General features: G+C 61.9%; 16 protein-coding genes and 1 tRNA gene. 7 read left to right on the forward strand and 10 right to left on the reverse strand.

Translation table 11 applies throughout. From position 1 onward, the window contains the following. Positions 1–81: 81 nt before the first annotated feature. Positions 82–2,025 carry a DUF2207 domain-containing protein gene (locus PMX60_RS04465; protein WP_271747036.1) on the reverse strand — a complete coding sequence of 648 codons (1,944 nt, stop codon included), beginning with the start codon at positions 2,023–2,025 and terminating at the stop codon, positions 82–84. A gap of 517 nt (positions 2,026–2,542) precedes the next feature. On the opposite strand from PMX60_RS04465, the gene gluQRS reads away from it, so the two are divergent. Next, positions 2,543–3,562 (forward strand): tRNA glutamyl-Q(34) synthetase GluQRS, encoded by a 1,020-nt coding sequence (gene gluQRS / locus PMX60_RS04470; protein ID WP_271747037.1) that lies wholly within the window; start codon positions 2,543–2,545, stop codon positions 3,560–3,562. Between the two features lie 15 nt (positions 3,563–3,577). Here gluQRS and PMX60_RS04475 read toward each other — a convergent pair whose 3' ends face one another. Both PMX60_RS04475 and PMX60_RS04480 read right to left on the reverse strand, forming a co-directional pair. Then, positions 3,578–4,303, reverse strand: a complete 726-nt coding sequence (locus tag PMX60_RS04475) for a metallophosphoesterase family protein (protein ID WP_055310396.1) — start codon at positions 4,301–4,303, stop codon at positions 3,578–3,580. A gap of 85 nt (positions 4,304–4,388) precedes the next feature. After that, positions 4,389–4,628, reverse strand: coding sequence for a hypothetical protein (locus PMX60_RS04480; RefSeq protein ID WP_196033640.1), 240 nt, complete (start codon positions 4,626–4,628; stop codon positions 4,389–4,391). A 359-nt stretch (positions 4,629–4,987) separates the two neighbouring features. Between PMX60_RS04480 and PMX60_RS04485 the strand changes: the two genes are divergently transcribed. The 3 genes from PMX60_RS04485 to PMX60_RS04495 are packed head-to-tail and all read left to right on the forward strand — an operon-like array spanning position 4,988 to position 7,598. After that, positions 4,988–5,530, forward strand: coding sequence for a UBA domain-containing protein (locus PMX60_RS04485; protein WP_022093856.1), 543 nt, complete (start codon positions 4,988–4,990; stop codon positions 5,528–5,530). An 18-nt stretch (positions 5,531–5,548) separates the two neighbouring features. After that, complete coding sequence (locus PMX60_RS04490) at positions 5,549–6,319, forward strand: response regulator transcription factor (RefSeq protein ID WP_195232729.1); 771 nt, start codon at positions 5,549–5,551, stop codon at positions 6,317–6,319. After that, positions 6,303–7,598: a sensor histidine kinase gene (locus tag PMX60_RS04495; RefSeq protein WP_271747038.1), complete on the forward strand. Its 1,296-nt coding sequence runs from the start codon at positions 6,303–6,305 to the stop codon at positions 7,596–7,598. Before PMX60_RS04490 ends, PMX60_RS04495 begins: the two co-directional genes overlap by 17 nt. 75 nt (positions 7,599–7,673) lie before the next feature. On the opposite strand, the gene PMX60_RS04500 is transcribed toward PMX60_RS04495, so the two are convergent. Beyond that, positions 7,674–8,048 carry a VOC family protein gene (locus PMX60_RS04500; RefSeq protein WP_055310391.1) on the reverse strand — a complete coding sequence of 125 codons (375 nt, stop codon included), beginning with the start codon at positions 8,046–8,048 and terminating at the stop codon, positions 7,674–7,676. An 11-nt stretch (positions 8,049–8,059) separates the two neighbouring features. Continuing rightward, a complete protein-coding gene (locus PMX60_RS04505; RefSeq protein WP_006235903.1) occupies positions 8,060–8,347 on the reverse strand; it encodes a PTS sugar transporter subunit IIB in 288 nt (95 codons plus the stop codon). 163 nt (positions 8,348–8,510) lie between these two features. On the opposite strand from PMX60_RS04505, the gene PMX60_RS04510 reads away from it, so the two are divergent. From PMX60_RS04510 to PMX60_RS04520, 3 genes are all read left to right on the forward strand, one after another. Then, the gene (locus PMX60_RS04510) at positions 8,511–9,134 is read left to right on the forward strand and encodes a hypothetical protein (RefSeq protein ID WP_006235902.1); all 624 of its coding nucleotides are present in this window, start codon (positions 8,511–8,513) and stop codon (positions 9,132–9,134) included. A gap of 31 nt (positions 9,135–9,165) precedes the next feature. After that, positions 9,166–9,250, forward strand: a tRNA-Leu gene (locus PMX60_RS04515). A gap of 474 nt (positions 9,251–9,724) precedes the next feature. After that, positions 9,725–11,026: an ATP-binding protein gene (locus tag PMX60_RS04520; protein ID WP_271747039.1), complete on the forward strand. Its 1,302-nt coding sequence runs from the start codon at positions 9,725–9,727 to the stop codon at positions 11,024–11,026. A gap of 118 nt (positions 11,027–11,144) precedes the next feature. Here PMX60_RS04520 and PMX60_RS04525 read toward each other — a convergent pair whose 3' ends face one another. The 5 genes from PMX60_RS04525 to yfcE all read right to left on the reverse strand — a co-directional run bounded on the left by PMX60_RS04525 (position 11,145) and on the right by yfcE (position 16,018). Continuing rightward, complete coding sequence (locus PMX60_RS04525) at positions 11,145–12,146, reverse strand: Ppx/GppA phosphatase family protein (RefSeq protein WP_271747041.1); 1,002 nt, start codon at positions 12,144–12,146, stop codon at positions 11,145–11,147. Between the two features lie 20 nt (positions 12,147–12,166). Beyond that, positions 12,167–12,931 carry a hypothetical protein gene (locus tag PMX60_RS04530; RefSeq protein ID WP_230308442.1) on the reverse strand — a complete coding sequence of 255 codons (765 nt, stop codon included), beginning with the start codon at positions 12,929–12,931 and terminating at the stop codon, positions 12,167–12,169. A 196-nt stretch (positions 12,932–13,127) separates the two neighbouring features. Further along, a complete protein-coding gene (eno, locus tag PMX60_RS04535) occupies positions 13,128–14,417 on the reverse strand; it encodes a phosphopyruvate hydratase (protein WP_117564903.1) in 1,290 nt (429 codons plus the stop codon). Between the two features lie 189 nt (positions 14,418–14,606). Continuing rightward, on the reverse strand, positions 14,607–15,467 hold the full coding sequence (gene mazG / locus PMX60_RS04540; protein ID WP_271747042.1) for a nucleoside triphosphate pyrophosphohydrolase: 861 nt from the start codon (positions 15,465–15,467) through the stop codon (positions 14,607–14,609). 2 nt (positions 15,468–15,469) lie between these two features. Further along, positions 15,470–16,018, reverse strand: coding sequence for a phosphodiesterase (gene yfcE, locus PMX60_RS04545; protein WP_271747043.1), 549 nt, complete (start codon positions 16,016–16,018; stop codon positions 15,470–15,472). Between the last annotated feature and the right edge of the window lie 10 nt (positions 16,019–16,028).

A 16,028-nucleotide genomic window follows, 5' to 3' on the forward strand; every position in this document is an offset into this window, starting at 1 on the left:
ATGGCCCGTTTCGATGCACAAAAATGGGATGAATCTTCCCTGGCAACCGCCCAGAAAGATCCACCCCAAAGCAAGCGCTCGCTAGAACGTTCCGCCGCCGCCTCCGCCGACGCCGCCGCCTCCGCCGCCCGAGAAGCCGCCGCCACCGCCACCGCTCGAGCTATCGGAACTCGAAGCCAGCTCACGGATGCTCTCGTGATACACGTCATCGAATGAATCGAGCGGAGACTGGTTTCCGTAGTGATGGTAGTACCACCAGTAGCAGGGGTAATTGTCGTAGAAATCGTCGCTGTTGCGCAGGTCCGCAGGCACGGCCTCGGCAAGCTGACGCAGGACTTCCTTCGAAACGCCAAGCGCCGCGCCCATCACCAGAAGTTTATTCCATAGGACCAAATCGCCGGGGACGGCTTCCTTTAGACGCGTGAAGTCCTCGAGCCAATGCTTAAGCGCCTTGCAGCGAGCCGCCACCTCGGCGCCCTCCGGCGTAAAGCGGCGGAACGTAAGGCCCACGCCAATACCCACCAGCACAATCGGCACCGAGATAACCGCGGCGATAATGTTCGCCTGTGCGCCATCGGTAAAGAAGATGGATCCCACGGGAACAAAGGCAACCAGGATACCAAGAACCAGGCAAAACACCATTGCAACAATGCCGTCCGAGGCAACGTACTCGCTATCGGCCAGCTTGCCCTTAACGGTGTTCTGATAGTCCTCGAGCTTATCACCCACGGGTGTAGCGTGCTGCTTGACGTAGTGCTGCAGCTCGTCAAACGTGCGCGAGCGATCGCCGTTCTCGTCAGGCTTAGCACCGGCAAAGAAGACCTTGAGCACCATGTGGTCAATGCCCTTGGCCGACTTCCAGCCCGCATCGCTCACCGTCACGCGATACGTCTGCTCTTCTTTTTCACGCCCCAACAGACCCTTCTTGGCCTTGGTCACGGTCGCCTGCTCCAGCTTGATCACACGGTCGTCAGTGAGCTTCATGAGCGTGGCGATATATGCCTGATCGGGCACCTCGTTCCAGCTCATGAGGGCCGAAAGCACGGCGGGATGGTCGGCCGAGGGCACATCGCGGAAATATTCGTCCTGGAAAAGCGGCTTGGGCTTGCGCTTGCGCAGCTTGAGCATAACGATTGTGCCGGTAAAGGCCACCGCCGCAACAACACTTAGCACGGCAAGTGCATTGGCAATCATGCGAGCGTGAGCGCGGCGGGCGTTAGCTTCGTCGGCCCATTCCTTCTCTTCGCTCAGGATCGTTGACATGCGCTCTTCGCCCGAGACGGCAAGCTGCGGCACCCAGTCGCTGGGGAAGGCGATGCGTGCCTCGGCGAATTCGCCCTGATGCACGCAGGGAATGGTATAGGTGACCATGGGCTCGTCCTCATCGAGCGACACGTCGCCCGCCAGCGGACCGTGGCCCCATGCGCGGAAGTTATCGCCTTTGACGGCCGCCGTCCCGGCAGCGGCATTTGCGAAGCGCACTTCCATCTCGACATCGTCGGAATCCGCAGACCAGCCGTCGCCCACGAACTTCCAGTAGAGCTCGGCGGTATCGGCCCAGTTCATAACCGCACCGGTCATGGTGTAGCTCACGTAATAGATCGCGCTGTCGCCGCTCTCGTGGGGGCTGAACACCTTAATCCTTACGCCGTCACCGGCCTGCTCGACCGTGTAGACGCCAGAATCGCCCTTGTTCGCGCTATCGACTTTGTTAAACGCGGTGTCCTCTTCCTCGACACTCAGCACGTCAACGTCCGCCGTGCCGCCCTGCTGGTTGGTGCCCGTATTGATCTCCCAAAACACGCCGTTGATGTCGTCGTCGAAATCAAACTGGCGTCCCTCGACAACGGCCAGCGATCCATCGGCCTCGACCGTGGCGCTGATGTAGGTTTGGGTCATGGAATAACCGTCGGCGTGTGCGGCGGCGGGCAGTAGCAGCAATGCAAGCGCGACGAGTGCGCAGACGGAAGCAAATCGCGCAAACAGGCGGCGCTGCCGGCTGACTTTGGCGGCGAGGGTGTTCATAGGCACATCCTTTGTCTGTAAAACCAACAGCGCCATTGTCCCACGTTTGCGGGTACGCATGACGAACATCTAGGCGACCGGAGCGCCAAACGGGATGAAAGTCACGCCCGCGGCCGGCACCTGGGGACATTCCTTATCTGCCGGCAATCTGGAACACTCCTTGGCATAGCCCGCTCCGGCAATAGATACCACTTCATAGCTCCGTCACAGGTGTAGCGGCTTTGTGTTGCCGCGGCGTAAGCCGATTAAGCTGGCGAGCGAGGGGCATAAAGCAGTTGAGCGAAAACGGTTTGCCCCTTTGCCGTTCGCTTGAGGATCATGTCCCCCTTTTCCGCGGAAACCCCGGCAGTTGCGAAGAGCTGCCGGGGTTTCTGTCGTTTGAGGGGTTGAAGGGGCTGAGCTTGGGGCGGTAATCGAGGTGTTGAGCGGTGCCCGCCGCGCACAACACGCAGCCTCGGCAACTCGCGAGCATCGACGACGCCCCCCCCCCACCTCACCCCGCGCTATACTCGTCCGCATGGATATCAACGCATGCAACATAGCAACACACGCCGTGGCCACGTCGACGGCGTCCAACAGCAAGCTCGCCCCCGCCCTCGCGCCCGTCGTGGGCCGCTTTGCCCCGTCGCCCTCGGGCCGCATGCACCTGGGCAACGTGTTCAGTTGCCTGTGTGCGTGGCTTTCGGCCCGCAGCCAGGGCGGCAGCATCGTGTTGCGCATCGAGGACCTGGACGATCGCTGCAAGCGCCCGGAACTTGCCGCCCAATTGATCGACGACCTAGCTTGGCTGGGGCTTGAGTGGGACGAAGGCCCCTACTACCAGCACGATCGCCTGGACTTGTACGAGGACGCCCTGCACCAGCTGCAAGACGCCGGCCTCACCTATCCCTGCTTTTGCACGCGCGCCGAGCTCCACACCGCAAGCGCGCCGCACGCCAGCGACGGCACGCCCATCTACCGCGGCGCCTGCCGAGGCCTTTCTGCCGAGGAGGTTGCCCGCCGCAGTGCCCTGCGCGCTCCCGCCACGCGCCTGCGCGTGCCCGCCGTCGACGACCTCGCCGGCGACGTGATCGAATTCGTTGACCGCACGTACGGAGCCCAATGCGAGGCACTCGCCACCGAGTGCGGCGACTTTTTGGTGCGCCGCAGCGACGGCGCTTTTGCCTACCAGCTAGCCGTAGTGGTCGACGACGCTGCCATGGGCGTCACCGAGGTCGTGCGCGGATGCGATCTACTGGGCTCCACGCCCCGCCAAATCTACCTGCAGCATTTGCTGGAACTTCCCACACCGCACTACGCACATATTCCGCTGCTCATGTCACCGGACGGCCGCCGCCTTTCCAAGCGCGACCGCGACCTAGACCTGGGCGAGCTCCGTACCCGCTTTGGCACGCCCGAGGCGCTGCTGGGATGGCTCGCCGGGCAAACAGGCATCGCGCCGGACGCCACACCGCGCTCTGCCGAGCAGCTGGTCGAGCACTTTAGCTGGAACGTCATCCGCGCGCATCGGGAGAACATCACTGTAACGGTCGAGTAGCCAGCCACCCCGCCTCTACGCAACATCCCAGGGCTGGAGTTCGTCGCCCAAGCGAACGATGCAGTCGTAGAGCACGGTGTGACGCTCGGCCGGGTTGGTATCCCGATGAAAATGCCCGTAGTACCAGCGCTTGTAGTCCAAGCGGTCTTCCAGCTCATCGAAAAATGCCGTAAGCCGATCAACGGAGGGGCAATTCCAGCCGGACGCTGGATAAAGCGTGGACGAAAGCATGCGCGTAGAGCAGGTGTGAGTGATCACGTAGTCGACCGTCCAGCCCACGCTGTCGAGCTTTGCCCGCGCCTCCTCAAAGTTGCGCTCGTCCGGCAGCTCCTGCGGCCACCAGCTGGAATACGGAATGCGGTATTCCTTGTCCACGCTCGTGGCGCCGCCCATGGTAAAGACCGTTGAGCCGTCGAGCTCAAAAACCTCGCCGCGCGTCAGGCGCCGTATGGGCGAGGTATCCGACAGGCGCTGCGTCAGCCCACCGTGCCACAACTCCATGGGGCGTTCCGCCCAGTGATCGAAACGCTCGTGGTTGCCGTCGACAAACAGCACGGTGTAGGGGCGCGACTCCAGCCAAGCAATATCGGCACATTCCTCGGTAGAAAAGTCCCAGGGAAAGCCAAAGTCGCCCGCGATGATGAGATAGTCGTCGCTCGCCAGGCTATCCCCAAGCTCCCAATCGCGGAGCTTTTGCATGTCAGCGCCGCCATGAATATCGCCTGTTACATAGACCGTCATCGGATTACCACTTCCCTGTAAGTCGCTAGCCCACATTCTGCACGATCACTAAGCCAACCGTTCCAGCCCTTCCATCCCTTAGGGCTTACCCTTCGTTCTTCCATCCAAACGGGTCAAGCACCCAAAAAACCAGATCGAGCACGCCGCCGGTCATCATGGCGCCGGCAAGGGCCATGCAAACGTGCAGAGAACTGGCACTTCGGAGCACGTCGAATGGCCCCAGAACAGCCAGCAGCGCGACCGCTGCGCCGGCAAGGCACAACGCGAGGCACGGCCCCGCGTCCTTGACGCACTTCTTTGCGAGATGCTTGGTGTTATCGCTCATTGGTATCGAACTCCTTAGAGGGTCGTTGTTTGGGTACATGCCGCCGCGGCAGAGCAGGGCGGCAGGGTAAGTGTCCCATGCCGTGCGGACATCAATGGAGAAACCGCCTGCTCGACCAACCTTTGACGCCGTTTTGCACCGGCACCACATCCCCCGCTATCGAGGTCTAATACTTTTCCCACCGCCACCCAAAAACTCATCCAACGTTAATCTTGGCTCAAGAATCGCTTAATCTATAACCTGCACTATAGAGTTCGACCAAGGACGGGGCGGCGCCGCGCAACGCAGACCGCCGAACGCAACGCTCGCGCCCGGGCAACTCGCCCGGCGTCGCGCCCATCGAACGAAAGGAACAGGTCATGGACGACCTCGAAAAAGTTGAAACCATCCGCACCAAGTGCAACGTGAGCTACACCGATGCCAAGGCCGCGCTCGACGCCGCCGACGGCAACGTCTTGGATGCCATCATTTGGCTCGAGTCGCAGGGCAAGACCCAGACCACGTCGGCGCACGCCGCCACCGAGTCCGCGCCAGTCGATGAGCCCTCAGCCGAGATGGTCGCCGCGCAGGCCGCCTACGAGAAGTCGAGCGAAAAGACCGACTTCTCCAAGAAGATGGACAGCGTGTGGGAGTACCTCAAAAAGCTCTTCCGCCTGAGCCTGGACACCAAGTTTATCGCCACGCGCCGCGACGCGATCATCCTCAACATTCCCATCCTGATCCCCATCGTCGCGCTGTTTGCCTGGGGCGCCACGATATGGCTGATGCTGATTGGCCTGTTCTTTGGCATGCGTTACCGCATCGATAGCGACGGCGACGTACCCGGCAGCATCAACAACCTTATGAATCACGCTGCCGATGCCGCGGACGACATCAAGCAAAATCTCAACGACGACAAGTAATCTCAGACGGGGGCACGCATGGCACGGATCCTGATCGTAGAGGACGAGGAGAAAATCGCCCGCTTTGTGACGCTCGAGCTGGAGCACGAGGGCTACCAGGTGGAGCACGCCGCCGACGGCCGCACCGCCGTGGACCTGGCGCTGGAGCGCAACTACGATCTGATTCTGCTCGACGTGCTGTTGCCGCAGCTCAACGGCATGGAGGTGCTGCGACGCGTCCGCAAGCACAAGGATGTACCGGTGATCATGGTCACCGCGCGCGATGCCGTGATGGACAAGGTGGCCGGGCTCGATGCCGGCGCCGACGATTACCTGACCAAGCCGTTTGCGATTGAGGAGCTGTTCGCACGGATCCGCGTGGCGTTGAAGCGCTCGGAGGCCGTGCGGGCGGCTTCGGGCGTTGGCGGCGTTGGGGCCGGGACGGGCGCTACGGGCGCCGCTGCGATACCCCCGGCTGGCGACTCGACCCAGGCATCCGCCTCGCCCTCCCCCGCCGCGCTCACCGTGAGTTCGGTCGCGCTCGATCCCGACCGCCGCGAAGTCACGGTCGGCGGCTCGCCCATCGCGCTCACTGCCCGCGAGTTCGACGTCCTCGCCCTGCTTATGGCGCACGCCGGCACCGTGCTCACGCGCGAGCGCATCGCGCACGAGGCGCTGGGCTACGAATACGTGGGCGACACCAACAACGTCGACGTGCACATCGCGCACCTGCGCGCCAAGATCGAGGACGCCGGCGGCGCCCGCATCATCCAGACCGTGCGTGGGGTGGGCTATGTCTGCCGCGCGTAACGCCGAGGCCAAGCGCGTCACATCCATCGCCCGCGCCATCAACTGGAGCTATATGTGGCGCCGCTTGATGAGCTACGTCTGGCTCGATCTGCTGCTGATGGCGATTGCGGCGGCGATCCTCGTCTATGGATACAACCAGATACTGCCCGACGGCGCGTTTACCGCAGGATGGATCCCCGGCGTCGCCGTTCACGGCATGTCGCTGGCGCCTGCGCGCGGCTGGGACCTGGCAACGCTCACCTATACCGTCGAGCTTGCGCGTACCACCAAGACTTTCCCCCTCGCGCAGGACCTCGTCGCGCTATGGCCTCTCTACCTTGTCGTTGTGGGTTGGCAGGTCATCAGCGTGCTCGACATGCTCGGCGGCGCCCGTCGCGTGCGCCGCACCATGGCACCGCTCAACGACCTGGCCTTGCGCGTGGACGAGCTCGGCCGTATGCAGCTCTCCGGCGGCAAGATGGAAACACTGGAGCAGGCCATCGAGCGCGCAAGCGTCGACTCGCCGAGCGTCACTACCGGCGACGCCGACCTGGCAAGCATCGAGGTTGCACTCAACCGCCTACTGCGCCAGATGCAAGAGGCCAAACTGCAGCAAATGCGCTTTGTCAACGATGCGAGCCACGAGCTGCGCACGCCCATCGCGGTGATTCAGGGCTACGTAAACATGCTCGATCGCTGGGGCAAAGACGACCCGGACGTGCTGGCAGAATCTATCGCGTCCCTCAAGGCCGAAAGCGAGCACATGCAAGAGCTCGTGGAGCAGCTGCTGTTTTTGGCGCGCGGCGATGCCGGGCGCACGGTCCTGCGGCGCGCAAATACCAACCTTGCCGCACTGGTCGACGAGGTATGCGAGGAATCGCAGATGATCGATACCGAGCACACGTATCGGCTGGCCTTTGACGCTGCGCTTGTCAGCGACCCGCGCTGCGACGCGCCCGTCGACGTGGCGCTCGTGAAGCAGGCTCTGCGCGTGATCGTGCAAAACGCCGCCAAGTACTCGGATGCGGGAACGACCGTCACATTTGGCATAACGCCAGATGCGGGCGCGGGCACGATCGACATAAGTGTTGAGGACGAGGGCATCGGCATGAACCAGGAATCCGCAGCTCACGCGTTCGAGCGGTTCTACCGTGCCGACAACGCGCGCGATGCCGGCGCACAGGGTTCGGGTCTGGGGCTTGCGATCGCCAAGTGGATCGTCGACAGCCACGGCGGCGTCATCGGTGTGACCTCGGTCGAAGGGGTCGGCAGCCGCTTTACGATTCGCCTGCCACGATAGGAAGCCCCTCGGCATAAATAAAGGGATAGGGCCACGCGGCCCTATCCCTTTTTGCCAGCTATGGCAGCTTGTGCGCTACTCGCGGCACAGGTGCACGGCGAAACCGGCGAACTCGCGCTTAAAGTACACGAGCTTGGTACCACCGTCGGGCAGCAGCGCGCGCGACTCTTCGTTGACCTCGAGCCCGCGCTCGGCAAACCACTTCTCAGCTGCATCGATGTCGTTAACGGCAAAGCCGATGTGGCCCTTGGTGCCACGACCGTTCTGCTTCATGATCTCGACCAGCGAATCGTTGAAGTACGAAACCGGGGTCTCGATGACGGGCAGGCCCATCATCGTCGAGAACAGCTCCGCGATCTCCAGGGCGTCTGCCGGGTCGGTGGCGTTAATGCCCACATGGGCAACGCGCATACCAAAGAGCTCTACCGGGTTGGCGTTCTGCTCACTCATGCAGTCAGCGCCTACTGAGCCATGACGTCGAGAACGGCCTTCTCGGCGGCAACGCGGTTCATGCCGGTCATGAAGGGCACGCCACTCACGTACGGGCAGGTGAGGCCCTCGGGGGCAACGGTGGTGGCGATCAGCAGGTCAGCGCCCTCGTCGCAGTAATCCTTGGCCTCGGAGATGGCGCACTGCACGATCTCGTACTTGTCGGCATAACCGTTGGCGTCGAGCAGGGTAGCGACCTTCTGGGCAACGAGCGTGGAAGTAGCAGCGCCAGCACCGCAAGCCAAAACGATCTTCTTCATAGGTAATGTCTCCCTTCATGGTTTACTTTAGGTAAGTGTACCGCAGCGAGCGATGGCACTCGGCCTCGATGAGCTTTTATGCCAGTTTGCTTGCGCGCTGCGTATAATACATCTAGTACGTGTTGTCATACCGCTCGCTTTATGAGCGACTAAGGACCCTAATATGCCCGATTCCCGCACCCTCTGGACCGCCGTCGTTATCATCTGCATCGCCGTGTCGGTGTTCTTTAGCGTCAAAAAACGCACCACGTTTAAACGCCTGCAGCAATTGATGGCCGCCAAGCAGTGGGACGAGTTCGATCGTTTGCTCGACGGCAAACTCACCAGCATGCTGTACCCGCGCTACAACCGCGACTACCTGCGTCTGAACTCCTATCTGCTGCGCGAGGACCACGAGCGTGCCAGCGAGATGTTCGACCTGCTGCTGGGGCTCAACCTCCCCAAGATGCAGCGCGTCGACCTGGTGATCAAAGCCTTTAACTACTACGTTGGCCAGGAGGACCGCAAAAAGTCCAAGGAGCTTCTGCACGAGATCAAGGGCTTTGAGGGCGGTCAGGCCGAGGCGGTCGCACACGAATGCCAGCTGATGTACGACACGATGATCCTCAAGCGCCACAACGACATTCCCGAGCTGGAGCGCATGCTCGAGGATGTCGGCGACGACCCGGTCAAGCGCTGCCGACTGGAGTACCTGCTGGCCCTGCAGTATCAAAACAAGGGCGACGAGGCAAAGTTCCAAGAGTTCCTGGAGAAGTCGGGCCAACACTCGATGGCCGTCAACGCGTAACGGACGGCTTGTGCTAGACTTCTAGTCTCACGGGGGCGTGGCGGAATTGGCATACGCAGGAGACTTAAAATCTCTCGCCGCAAGGATTGTGGGTTCGAGTCCCACCGCCCCTACCATGTGATTGCTTGCGAGCCCGTGTTCTCCAGGGATGCGGGCTCGCTTCTTTTAGATGCCGGTGGGACTCGAACCCGCGAGGGGGCGAGCGTTAAGCGGACGCGCAGCGTCCGTAGCGAGCCGGCGAGGGCGCCGACAGGCGGCCGAAGCCGGTGCGTATTTGCGCAGCAAATGCGCGGATGTCCCACCGCCCCTACCATATGGAGCTTTCGAGCCCGTGTCCCCAAGGGATGCGGGCTCGTTTCTTTTACACGCCGGCGGGGCTCTAAGTTGCGGTGAAATAGTTCCTGTTTTGGCAGTTTACCAGCCCATTTAGGAATTATTCCACCGCGACTTAGGTTGGTGTTCCCACATTTTCCGATGGAAAAACGTGGTTGTCTCCCACATTTTCCGATGGAAAAACGTGGTTGTCTCCCACATTTTCCGATGGAAACTCCCAAATGGCCTTATACTAGCCGAGAGGGTTGGGAGGCAATATGCAGCGACAGCTTATGAGCGAACTTATCGCTTGGAAATCAAGGACGAATCGCAAACCTCTCTTGCTTAAGGGAGCCCGCCAGACAGGAAAGACTTGGCTTCTTAACGAATTCGCAAGCCAGCAGTATCGAAACGTCATTCGTTTTGACTTTATGCTCGAGCCGAGCACACGCTCGCTGTTCGATGGGGACCTCGACCCCAAGCGCATCATCTCCCAGATAGAACTCCTACGTGGCCAAACTGTAACGCCAGCAGACACGCTCATCATCTTCGACGAGATCCAAGAGGCCCCGCGCGGGATCACCTCGCTCAAGTACTTCAACGAGCTTGCACCCGAATACCACATCGTAGCAGCCGGTTCCTATATGGGCCTCGCGCTCCGACGCGAAAACGAGTCATTTCCCGTCGGCAAAATCGACCAGCTCACCATGCGTCCCATGGGGTTCGCCGAGTTCGTTCGTGCCGTCGACGGCGACCCGCTCGCCGACGCCATCCTTGCCGCAGACATGAACCTTCTAGCAAACGTTACCGAAAAGCTCGAACACTTGCTCAAGGAATACCTTGTTGTCGGCGGTATGCCCGAAGTTGCCTCCGCTTTCGCCGAGACACGCGACTTCATCGAAGCCCGAAGGCTTCAGCAGCAAATCATCGAGGCTTACGAATCCGATTTTGGCAAACATGCACCCGCCCGCATCATCGAGCGCATGAGGTTGGTTTGGAAATCCCTTCCCGGCCAGCTTGCCAAAGAGAACAAGAAGTTTGTCTATGGCGCCCTTCGCCCCGGAGCGCGCGCACGCGATTTCGAGGAAAGCCTCCAGTGGCTCACGGACTACGGAATCGTTCATAAGGTGCCACGTGTTTCCGCTCTAAAGGCGCCGCTCTCGAGCTACGAAGACCTCTCGGGCTTCAAACTGTTCTGCATCGACACCGGCATCCTCGGAGCGCTCTCCGGTCTCTCTCCGGCCATCGTTCTTAACGGATCCGCTGTTTTTACCGAGTTCAAAGGTTCGCTGACCGAACAATACGTCGCGCAGGAGCTTTTGCTCCAGGACAAAACTCCCGCGTATTGGTCCTCTACCTCTGGCAATGCCGAAACCGACTTTGCCATCGACCATGCGGGAACCGTGCTTCCGCTTGAGGTCAAGGCGGCAGAGAACCTTAAAGCGAAGAGTCTGAAAATAGCCTGCGAAAAATTCAAGCTCGAGCGTTGCGTGAGGAGCTCCCTGGCGGCATATAGAGACGAGGGCATGCTCGTCAATATTCCGCTTTGGGAGATTGGGCAAATCGACAAGCTGGCATAGGCGCTGTGGGGACGCCCCGCAAGGACTGTCCCCAGGTGCCGGCTGTTGAGTTGCGGTGGAATAGGGACTGTTTGGCGCCCGAAAGGGCGATTTTAGTCCGTATTTCACCGCAACTTATTTAGAGGGCGCTGAGGCTGGGAGTCCATGCGATGGTGGGAGTCGCGCCGTCGAGAACCTCGTTGATGGTGGCGGCCATGCCAGCGAGTAGGCTGTTCTCGCTTACGGTGAGCGCATCGTAGCCACCGGCGCGCATGAGCTCGCGAATCACCACGGCGCCGGCCAGAATCACGCCCGCGCGCTTGGGCTGCACGCCCGGCAGCGCAGCGATACCCTCCACATCCAGCGTAGATATACGATCGATGGCGGCCGAGATCTGCTCCATCGAAAGCTCGCGCAGGTGCACAAAGCTCGAGTCGTACGGCTCCAGTTCGTTGACCAGCGCCACGAGCGTGGTGACGGTACCGCCCACCGCGACGAGGCGCTCGGCGCGCTCAAAGTCGCTGGGCAGGCCCTCAAAATAGGCGGAGAACTGCTCGCCCGCCCACGCGGCGGCAACCGCAAGCTCGTTCGTCGACGGCGGCAGCGCAGAGAAAAACCGCTCGGTCACGCGACGGCAACCGATGTCCAGCGAGCGCGTTCCCTCCAGCGCAAAGACCCCGCGCTCCGGCGCGTACACGCCCGTCGCGAGCTCCGTGGAGCCGCCGCCCGAATCGGCGACGATAATGCGTTCACCGGCAAAGTCGTGCGCCACGCCAAAAAACGTCAGGCGCGCCTCGACTTCTCCTGGAATCACCTGTGGCTCGAGACCCAGCTCGCGCAGGCCGTCCAGCAGCAGGGCGGCGTTGGACGCATCGCGCGCGGCGCTCGTGCACGTGGTGCAGATGCACGCGGCGCCAAAGGTACGCGCCTCGTCCACAAACATACGGCACGCAGCGAGTACACGCTCGACCGCCGTCTCGCAAAAGCGGCCCGTCGCGTCCACGCCCTCGCCCAGATCGGTAATCTCGGTATACTTGGACGATTCCACGATCGCCCCGCCCTCGACCTGCGCTAGCACTAGTCGCGACGACACCGTTCCCAGGTCGATCGCGGCCACCTTATATCGTTTGCAATTTGTCATTGCGAGCTCCCCTCCGGGCGCTATTTGCCGTTGGACACGACCGTCTGACCCTCGACGCCGTTAAACCCAAACAGCATGTCGAGCGCTTGGATGTACCATGGCGCGTCCTTGCCGACTTCTTCGATCTCCTTGGCCACCTCGCTGGCCTTCTTGGCGTTCGACGACTTCTTTTCAGCCGACGACGAGTCCGAATCGCCGTCCAGGCCCTGCACTTCAATCCTCTTCTCGCCGGGCATCACCAGGCCCAGGTCCTCGGATGCCGCGTCCTTGATACCCTCCTCCGAGAGCAGCTTGTCGACGCTTTTTTGCAGCTCATCATTGTATTGCTGGCGAATCTCGACCTGCTTGGCCAAGATATCGCTCGAACGCTTTGCCACGTACAGGTCGCGCACGGGGAAATACAGGCTCACGAGCACCAGGGCAACGACGATGCCGATGAATAGCCCTCGCTGAGGACCGTGGGTAAAGTCGTAGATCGCCTTGACCACCGCGTTGTCGTTGGCGTAGTGCATAAAGTCCGAGCCCGAAAGACGGTTCGAGGGCCTGCTCGACCTATCGTGCGTTTGAGCCGACGAGCGCTGAGCATGCGACGAACGTGCCGGGCGCACTGGTCCATCTGTCGAAGTATTCACTTGAGCATTGGGGCGCGAGGTACTTGTCGGGCGCTGTATGGAGCGGTCGGCGCCGGCGTAGGCGGACCCACCGAGCTGCACCGTGCGCGCACGGCGAGGCGACGGCTCACGCGAACCGGCGGAATAGTACCTGTTGTCGTAAATCTGATCCATGTGCGCCTTGTGCGGTTGAGGTTTGTTTGCGCTAAGTCCTTTAGTTATAGCACGAGCGCCCGCACCGCCTTCGCCAGCCTTTGCTCGACATAAAAAAGGCGCTGAGCCATATGGCCCAGCGCCCAATGGTGCTCAACAGCGCCCGGCTGGAGCAAGGCAAATCCGAGTCTTCCCCGCCCCCGCGACCTCCGCGTGCCTAGCGAATGTTGTAGAACGCGGCCTTGCCGGCGTAGCGCGCGCTGCCCTCGAGCTCGTCCTCGATGCGGATGAGCTGGTTGTACTTGGCGATGCGGTCGCTGCGGCACGGGGCGCCCGACTTGATCTGGCCGGCGTTGACGCCCACGACCAGGTCGGCGATCGTGGAGTCCTCGGTCTCGCCGGAGCGGTGGCTCACGATGCAGGCGTAACCGGCCTCCTTGGCGGTCTCGATGGCCTCGAGCGACTCGGTGAGCGTGCCGATCTGGTTGACCTTGACCAGGATCGCGTTGGCGGCACCCAGCTCGATGCCCTTCTTGAGGCGCTCGGTGTTGGTGACGAACAGGTCGTCGCCTACGAGCTGCACCTTATTGCCAATGCGGCGGGTAAGCTCGACCCAGCCGTCCCAGTCCTCCTCGGCCATGCCGTCCTCGATGGAGATGATGGGATAGGTGTCGACGAGCTTCTCCCAGTAATCGACCATCTGAGCGCTCGTATACTCAACGCCCTCGCCCTTGAGCTCGTACATGCCGGTCTCGGCGTTGTAGAACTCGGTCGAGGCCGGGTCCATGGCGTACATGAAGTCGACGCCGGGCTTAAAGCCAGCCTTCTCGACGGCCTTGGTGATGTACTCGAACGGCTCGGCATTGGTCTTGAGGTTGGGGGCAAAGCCGCCCTCGTCGCCCACGCCGCCGCCCAGGCCGGCCTCGTGCAGCACGCCCTTGAGGGTGTGGTAGACCTCGGCGCACCAGCGCAGGCCCTCGGCAAAGCTCGGAGCACCCACGGGCATGATCATGAACTCCTGGAAGTCAACGTTGTTGTCGGCATGCACGCCGCCGTTGAGGATATTCATCATAGGTGTGGGCAGCAGGTGGGCGTTGACGCCACCCAGGTACTGGTACAGCGACAGGCCCGCCGACTCGGCAGCGGCGCGGGCAACGGCCAGCGACACGCCCAGGATGGCGTTGGCACCGAGCTTGGTCTTGTTGGGGGTACCGTCCGCGGCAATCAGCGCGGCATCAACGGCGCGCTGGTCGAAGGCATCGAGGCCCACGACGGCGTTAGCGCACTCGTTGTTGACGTGCTCGACGGCCTGCGAAACGCCCTTGCCCAGGTAGCGGCCCTTGTCGCCATCGCGCAGCTCGCAGGCCTCAAAGGCGCCGGTCGAAGCACCCGAAGGCACCATTGCGCGGCCAAAGCTGCCGTCCTCGAGCACGACCTCGACCTCGACGGTGGGATTGCCGCGGCTGTCGAGCACCTCGCGACCGTAGACGTCCAAAATATCGCTCATGTTGTCTCCCTCTCACTTGGAAACGTAGTGGATGCAAGCGACCGGCTGACCGTACACCATCGGTGCGTCTTCGTAAGTTAGCCATGTCGCACTTTTTGCATTATGCCCTAAGTTAGCTGAGGGATACACTTGATTTTCGAAAAATTTAGCGGGAACGATGAGGCGTGTCAGCCCGTCGTTCCCGCAGTCTTACTCCTCCGCCTTTGCGGCATCCCACAGGTCGTTGAGGCCGTGGGTCGAAAGCTCGGCAAGATCCACGTGGGCATCGGACGCCATCTGCTCCATCGCGGCCCAGCGACGGCGGAACTTTGCCGTGCTGGCGCGCAGGGCACTCTCGGCGTCGATCCCCTCTTTGCGCGCGACGTTGACCAAGGCAAAGAGCAGGTCTCCAAACTCCATCTCGCGCTCGGGCGAGCCGGGAGCCTCGGCCTCAAACTCGGCACGTTCCTCGGCGACCTCGTCCCACACGTCCTGGACCGTCTCCCACTCAAAGCCCACGGCCGCTGCCTTGCGCGACACCTTCTGCGCCTGCATCAATGCCGGCAGATGCGTGGGCACGCCGTCGAGCAGGCCCTCGGGCGCAGCCTCGCCTGCTGCCACGGCCTTGTCCTTGGCAGCCTTCTCGGCAAGCTTGACCTCGTCCCAGATCTTGAGCACCTCGTCGGAGTTATCGGCATCCGCATCGCCAAACACGTGCGGATGACGGCGGATGAGCTTGGCATCGATATCACGCGCCACGTCGGTCAGTGTAAACTCGCCGGCGTCAGCAGCAATCTGCGCATGCAGCACGACCTGCATGAGCACGTCGCCCAGCTCCTCGCGTAGGTGAACCGCGTCGTCCGCCTCGATGCAGTCGAGCGCCTCGTAGGCCTCCTCGATCATGTTCTTGCCAATGCTGCGGTGCGTCTGCTCACGGTCCCACGGGCAGCCATCGGGCTGACGCAGACGCCAGATGGTCTGCACCAGATGCTGCAGCTCGGTCGACGCGTCTACCAGCGTAGACAGATCGCGCGAGCCCTCGGCATTTTGCTGAGCCATGTGCTGCGCCATGGCTACTCCTCCTCCATGACCACGTGGCGGAACGCGCCGCCCTCGTAGATGCCGTAGCTGTGCGAGCCGTCCTTGGGGATGCTCACGCTACCGGGGTTGAAGAGCCACAGGCCCGGGTGCGCGGCGCTTTCCTCGTTGACCTTGATGTGCGTATGGCCGTAGACGAGCGCGGAGCCCTCGGGCAGCGCGGGCGCGTGGTCGACGCTGTTGTGCATACCGGCGCCAAAGACATGGCCGTGCGTCAGGAACAGTTCACGGCCGGTCTCGTCGAACAGCGTGGCGTAGTCCGCCATGACGGGAAAGTCGAGGACCATCTGGTCGACCTCGGCGTCACAGTTGCCGCGCACCGCGATGATACGGTCGGCCAGGGCGTTGAGCAGCGGGATCACGCGCTTGGGGGCGTAATCGCGCGGCAGGTCGTTGCGCGGACCGTGGTAGAGCAGGTCGCCCAGCAGCACGATGCGGTCGGGCTGCTGGGATTCGATGGCGGCGACCAGGCGCTCGGCCCAGTATGCCGAGCCGTGGATGTCGGAGGCGATGAGGTATTTCATGGTGGTCCTT

This window comes from Collinsella aerofaciens, from assembly GCF_028206995.1.
GTDB classification, from domain to species: Bacteria; Actinomycetota; Coriobacteriia; order Coriobacteriales; family Coriobacteriaceae; genus Collinsella; species Collinsella aerofaciens_AQ.

Bases quoted from the DNA above. Each gene is read 5' to 3' on its own strand.
- PMX60_RS04465 (WP_271747036.1), bottom strand. From the start codon at position 2,025: ATGAACACCCTCGCCGCCAAAGTCAGCCGGCAGCGCCGCCTGTTTGCG.
- gluQRS (WP_271747037.1), top strand. From the start codon at position 2,543: ATGGATATCAACGCATGCAACATAGCAACACACGCCGTGGCCACGTCG.
- PMX60_RS04475 (WP_055310396.1), bottom strand. From the start codon at position 4,303: ATGACGGTCTATGTAACAGGCGATATTCATGGCGGCGCTGACATGCAA.
- PMX60_RS04480 (WP_196033640.1), bottom strand. From the start codon at position 4,628: ATGAGCGATAACACCAAGCATCTCGCAAAGAAGTGCGTCAAGGACGCG.
- PMX60_RS04485 (WP_022093856.1), top strand. From the start codon at position 4,988: ATGGACGACCTCGAAAAAGTTGAAACCATCCGCACCAAGTGCAACGTG.
- PMX60_RS04490 (WP_195232729.1), top strand. From the start codon at position 5,549: ATGGCACGGATCCTGATCGTAGAGGACGAGGAGAAAATCGCCCGCTTT.
- PMX60_RS04495 (WP_271747038.1), top strand. From the start codon at position 6,303: ATGTCTGCCGCGCGTAACGCCGAGGCCAAGCGCGTCACATCCATCGCC.
- PMX60_RS04500 (WP_055310391.1), bottom strand. From the start codon at position 8,048: ATGAGTGAGCAGAACGCCAACCCGGTAGAGCTCTTTGGTATGCGCGTT.
- PMX60_RS04505 (WP_006235903.1), bottom strand. From the start codon at position 8,347: ATGAAGAAGATCGTTTTGGCTTGCGGTGCTGGCGCTGCTACTTCCACG.
- PMX60_RS04510 (WP_006235902.1), top strand. From the start codon at position 8,511: ATGCCCGATTCCCGCACCCTCTGGACCGCCGTCGTTATCATCTGCATC.
- PMX60_RS04520 (WP_271747039.1), top strand. From the start codon at position 9,725: ATGCAGCGACAGCTTATGAGCGAACTTATCGCTTGGAAATCAAGGACG.
- PMX60_RS04525 (WP_271747041.1), bottom strand. From the start codon at position 12,146: ATGACAAATTGCAAACGATATAAGGTGGCCGCGATCGACCTGGGAACG.
- PMX60_RS04530 (WP_230308442.1), bottom strand. From the start codon at position 12,931: ATGGATCAGATTTACGACAACAGGTACTATTCCGCCGGTTCGCGTGAG.
- eno (WP_117564903.1), bottom strand. From the start codon at position 14,417: ATGAGCGATATTTTGGACGTCTACGGTCGCGAGGTGCTCGACAGCCGC.
- mazG (WP_271747042.1), bottom strand. From the start codon at position 15,467: ATGGCGCAGCACATGGCTCAGCAAAATGCCGAGGGCTCGCGCGATCTG.
- yfcE (WP_271747043.1), bottom strand. From the start codon at position 16,018: ATGAAATACCTCATCGCCTCCGACATCCACGGCTCGGCATACTGGGCC.